Origin of the sequence: Parafrankia soli (assembly GCF_001854695.1) — a bacterium.
Lineage (GTDB): Bacteria > Actinomycetota > Actinomycetes > Frankiales > Frankiaceae > Parafrankia > Parafrankia soli.
Window position 1 is genome coordinate 1 of the sequence record NZ_MAXA01000110.1, and the last position, 2865, is coordinate 2865.

Annotated in this window: 2 protein-coding genes and 1 pseudogene; all 3 read right to left on the minus strand. The window is 74.5% G+C overall.

The window, feature by feature from the left end:
* Positions 1-123: 123 nt before the first annotated feature.
* Entirely contained in the window at positions 124-1062 is a 939-nt protein-coding gene (locus BBK14_RS10445; protein ID WP_071061426.1) for a type II secretion system F family protein, read from the minus strand.
* A complete protein-coding gene (locus BBK14_RS10450) occupies positions 1059-2555 on the minus strand; it encodes a TadA family conjugal transfer-associated ATPase (protein WP_131802222.1) in 1497 nt (498 codons plus the stop codon). Before BBK14_RS10450 ends, BBK14_RS10445 begins: the two co-directional genes overlap by 4 nt.
* A pseudogene (locus tag BBK14_RS37755) lies at positions 2552-2865 on the minus strand (hypothetical protein); the annotation flags it as partial. The gene BBK14_RS10450 and the pseudogene BBK14_RS37755, both read right to left, overlap by 4 nt.

Below are 2865 nucleotides of genomic sequence, written 5' to 3' on the forward strand. Positions count from 1 at the left end.
CCGCCGTCGGGGCGCGTAGCACTGACAACGGTGGGCGGGCCGGGCGCGCCAGCGCCTGCCCGATCAGCAGCAGCCCGATGCCGGAGCCGAATCCGGCCAGCAGCACCCCCGGGTCGATCGCCATCAGCGCGCCACCTCCGGCCCGTCGGAGACGGTGGCAGCCGGGTGGGTGCCGACGCGACCCGCGGCCGCCGGGCCGGCGGCCGCGGGGAGCAGCCGCGGTGGGGTGGGGGTGCGGGCCAGGGTGCGCATCCACCACAGCGCGGCGAGGAACAGCGCCCCGTCGACCAACAGCACCAGCTCCCCGGTCGCCGTCCGGTACGGGGCGAGGAACTGCCGCCCCACAATCATGATCAGCACCACGCAGCCGCCGATGATCATCATGACGCTGCGGGCACCGGAACGCGGTTTCGCCCGGTCCGCTTCGATTTCGCGGCGGGCCCGCACCCGCGCCTCGGTCGCCTCCGCCAGTGCGACGAGCGCGCGGCGTAGACCCGCGCCGCGTTCGGTGCCCGCGGCCAGGATCAGCGCGCCGACGACCTCGTCGGCGTCGATGAGGTCGTCGGCGAACGCCCGCAGCGCGTCCACGGTCGACCAGCGGGCGTGCAGCCGGGACACCAGCGCGGTCACCTCCACCGTGATCGGCGGTGGGCAGGACGACAGGCTGGCTTCCATCGCCTGTTCCAGCCCGGCACCGGTCGACATCAGGTCCGCGACCCGGCGGGTCCAGTCGCCCAACGCCTCCAGCCGGCTGATCGTCGCCTCCGCCTCCGCGGCGCCGGTGAGCAGCATCGGCGCGACCCAGGCCAACGCGGCCACCAGCAGCGCGGCGGCGGGGATCCGCAGGTACAGCAGCACCAGCAGCCCGGCGGTGGCCGCGATCGCGGCGCGGCGTCCCCGCGCCCGCCCGGTCACGAGCCGGTCGGTGCGTGACATCCCGTGGCGGGCGCGYCGCCACCGCCCCGGATCCGCCGCCGGCCGCCAGGCGGGCACGACCGCGGTCGCCACCAGCACCAGCCCGCCCGCCGCGGCCGCACCGAGCAGGAACACCAGCGGGTTCACGACACCTCCCAGCTGCCGTACGGGTAGACGTCGAACACCGCCGGGTCCAACCCGGCGCGCACCAGCTCGTCGAACCGGTGCAGCGCGCTGCCCGGAATCGCCCGGCCGTCCGGACCCGGGCGGAAAATCTGGTTGGAGGCGACCCGGGTGCCTTCCAGGCCGGTGACCTCGGCCACCGAGGACACATAGCGCCGCCGCCGGGCCGGGGTGCCGTCGGCGGCGAGGTCGGTGTGCATGGTCAGGTGCACGACCAGGTGCAGACCGGCGGCGGCGTGCATCGCCGAGAACTCGACCGGCAGGCCGTGCGGGGGCATCATCGCCAGCGACGGGATCCGGATCGCGAACACGTCCTCGGCCCGGTTCGCGTGGATCGTGCCCATCGCCCCGCGGCTACCCGCGCTCATCGCGGTCAGCAACGCGACGATCTCATCCGAACGGGCCTCACCGAGAATCAACCGGCCGGCGTTCATCCGCAGCGAATGCACGACCAGCGCGGTCATGCCGATCTCCCCAACACCCTCGGCGTTGGCTTCCTGCGCCTCCAACGGCACGACCTGCCCGGCGCGGCCGAGCCGTTCCAGGAACAGTTCGGCTTCCCGTTCGATCACGACGAGCTTCTGCCAGGGCGGGGTCTCCGCGCACAGGCAGCGCAGCATCGTGGTCTTACCCGCACCCTGCTCCCCGGAGATCAGGATGTTCCAGCCGGCGCGGACCGCGGCGCGCAGCACGTCGCGCAGCACCGTGTCGATGACCCCGAGCCCGACCAGGGTGTCGAGGGTGACCCCGTCCACGAACTGGTGGTTACGCACGGTCAACCCGGGGCGAGGCGAGACCCGCATCTGGGCGGTGAGCCGGCTCCCACTGGCCAGCCGGGTCGTCAGCAGCGGCGCCCGATCGGAGAACTCCCGCGACAGCGGCGCGTACCGGGCCGCCCGGGCGATCATCTCGATGAGCTCGTGGTCGCTGGCCGCCACCGGCGGCACCCGCTCCAACCGCCCGCCGCGGAACTCCACGACCACGTCATCGCAGCCGTACACGTCGATGTTCGCGACCTCGGGGTCGTCGACGTACCGCTGCAACCGGCCCAGCCCGAACGCGGCGTCGAACACCGCCTTACGCCACGCCTGCTCCTGCGCCGCCGACATCGCCGTCCCGGCCGCGCTGCGCCGGTCAACCAGCTCACGCACCAGACGAGCGATATGGGCCGCGCCGAGCTGACGCATGTCCGCCACCGACAGCGGCCGACCCTCACCCTCCCGAGCCTCGGCGAGGAACGTCGCGACGAGCTCCCGCAGCCGCGCCACCTCCGCCCAGTCCACCGTGGCGAACACATCCGCCCGATGGCCCCACGGGACCGGCAGCCGACTGTCCGCCCGGGCAGGAGCGGCCAGCGCCGCCCGGTGCGGGCGGACCCCCTCCGGCGGAGGCGGTGGGGGAGGGGTGGCTGGGGGTGGCTGCCCCCAGCCACCGAGCAGGTACTCCGACGAGGTCACCGGACCTCCGTCCGCGCCGACTCACCGATGACGAACGCGGGCGGGCCGGGTGGGGAGGGCATCGGGGGCAGCCGCGAGACGGGCACCCATCCACCGTCGGCGGCCAGCGGCGGTGTACTCGCCTCCGAGGGCAGTGGCGGCGCAGACGGCGGCGGTAGCGCTGCCCGCGGCGGTGCCGCGGGCAGCGACGGCGGCGTCAGATCAGCCTGGGTGGCGACCCGATCCGCCAACGTCGCCGCCAGCCCCGCCACCGCCCGACCCAACGCCGACCGGGCGTACCCCCGGCTGGTCACGATCCGCAACCCCACCC